This is a genomic window from uncultured Eudoraea sp. (assembly GCF_947258525.1).
Taxonomy (GTDB): domain Bacteria; phylum Bacteroidota; class Bacteroidia; order Flavobacteriales; family Flavobacteriaceae; genus Eudoraea.
Map to the genome: position 1 here is coordinate 1 of NZ_CAMYIP010000123.1, position 2,367 is coordinate 2,367.

The window sequence follows — 2,367 nt, forward strand, 5'->3', positions numbered from 1 at the left end:
AAGATAGATGTTAATCCCATCGGATAAAAATCGGCTTAATGTTGAATTAACAATTCCCAGCGCTATTTAATACTAAGTTAACCGAGAATTGAAGAATTCATCACCTGCAATAGCCCGATTCATCGAATAAGCACCCTAATTTTGTAGTGAATTAACTACGCCCCTTGAAGAAAAGAAAAGTAGATGTTGTTGTTATCTCCGATGTACACTTAGGCACGTATGGTTGCCACGCAGATGAACTTATCGCTTACCTCAGTAGTATTACACCGCAAAAGTTGATCCTGAACGGAGATATTGTAGATATCTGGCAGTTCAGCAAGCGGTATTTTCCCTCTTCCCATTTAAAGGTGATCAAAAAGATCATTTCTATGGCCAGTAATGGCACCGAAGTGGTCTACATTACCGGGAACCATGATGAAATGCTCCGTAAATTCAGCGATACGAGCATTGGAAATTTTTCCATAGTAAACAAATTGGTACTCGAACTAGATGGTAAAAAGGCCTGGATCTTTCACGGAGATGTCTTTGATATTTCGGTGCAGCGGGCCAAATGGTTGGCCAAATTGGGAGGCTATGGCTATAATTTATTGATCTTGCTCAACCGCTTTGTAAATTGGGTACTGACACGATTCGGGCGGGAAAAATATTCCCTGTCAAAAAAGATCAAGAACAGTGTGAAAGGCGCTGTGAAGTACATCAATGACTTTGAGAATACAGCCATAGATCTAGCCATAGATCAGGAATACGACTATGTCGTATGCGGTCATATCCACCAACCTAAGAAGGAAATACGACAGAACGACAAAGGACAATGCACCTACCTTAATTCGGGGGATTGGGTAGAGCATCTTACTGCCTTGGAATACGCGTTTAAACGCTGGAAAATCTATCATTATAACGAGGATAAATTGCGTGCCTTTTATGCGGACGAAGAGCTGAAGGGCATGGACATGAATGACCTGATCTCCATTCTGGTAGACCGAAATGTCAAAAAGGAGAAAAAAGAAAAGGACGGAACCTCAGTCGATGAGTAATGCTTCTTTCAATATAGAAACAGGGTGTTTGGCGTTATAGCCAGTACCATCAAGGATCTGGTGTCTGCAACTCGTACCGCCAGCTGCCACTAAAACCTCTTTCCCTAAAGATCGTATGTAAGGAAATAAGATTAGGTCGCCAATGTCCATACTCACATCATAATGCTCTTTTTCATACCCAAAGGAACCGGCCATACCACAACAACCGGACGGTATATAATGAACCTTGTAGTTCGTAGGCAACCCCAGTACTTTCAGCGTTTTATCCGGATCCGATAAGGCTTTCTGATGACAATGTCCATGGACGTGTATGATACATTCCTCGTCCGTGAATTTCTGGGATGATATCCTTCCCGCTTCCATTTCCAATGCCAGGAATTCTTCCAGCATGTAAGTCCTTGATTTGATCCTGTTTACTTGTTCCGGATCCATGCCAAAGCGAGTGAATTCGTCCCGCAACGTCAGGATAGCAGAGGGTTCCAGGCCCACAATAGGCCTGTTATCAGACGGATCATCAAGATCTTTAACAACTCGCAATGCTGCCGCTTGCGCTTCGCTCAGGAATCCTTTTGAGATTAGTGCCCTACCACTATCTCCATGATATAACTCAATGGAATAACCAAGAGAAGTCAATAAATCGATCGCATCCTTTCCTACTTGTATATCCTGGTATTGGGTGAATTCATCAATAAATAAAACAATGCTTTTATTGCTTTTATCTTCTTCTTTTACAGAAGTATACAAGTATTTATTGAAATCAAAACTTAATATTTTTGGCAGACGTCTTTTTGGTGCTACTCCATAGATCCACTTAAATATCCCAGCGCTGAGCGCACCCCGATGTAAAGCATTCACCAGTGGGGCAAATCTGCTTCCCTTACGGTTTAAATTTGTGGAACCCGCAAAAAGTCGATCCCGGAAACTTCTTCCATGTGCTTGCTGGTATTGATGAAGAAATTCTGCCTTCAAACTGGCCACGTCTACATTGCTGGGACATTCACTGGCACAAGCTTTACAGGACAGACAAAGGTCAAATACCTCTTTTAACTCCTTGCTGTCAAATCTATTGGCTTTTGTAGAATGGGTTAATACTTCACGAAGCGCATTTGCCCTGGCCCGTGTTGTGTCTTTTTCATTGTGCGTAGCCTGGTAACTCGGACACATAGCACCCGACATTAGGTGACTCTTCCTGCAATCCCCACTCCCATTGCATTTTTCTGCGGCGCGTAGAATTCCCTGACTATCGGAAAAATCTAACAGTGTTTTAACTGATGGCTCCGTACGATCAGTTTCATATCGCAAGGCCTGATCCATGGGGTAGGGATCGACGATC

General features: G+C 42.9%; 2 protein-coding genes. One reads left to right on the top strand and one right to left on the bottom strand.

Annotation, left to right across the window (positions count from 1 at the left end):
• Positions 1–164: 164 nt before the first annotated feature.
• Entirely contained in the window at positions 165–1,034 is an 870-nt protein-coding gene (locus tag Q0X89_RS09565) for a UDP-2,3-diacylglucosamine diphosphatase (protein ID WP_297693506.1), read from the top strand.
• Here the strand turns inward: Q0X89_RS09565 and Q0X89_RS09570 are convergent.
• Positions 1,020–2,367, bottom strand: a 1,348-nt coding sequence (locus tag Q0X89_RS09570; RefSeq protein WP_297693508.1) for a 4Fe-4S dicluster domain-containing protein, incomplete at its 5' end; no start/stop codon positions are given. The genes Q0X89_RS09565 and Q0X89_RS09570 overlap by 15 nt on opposite strands.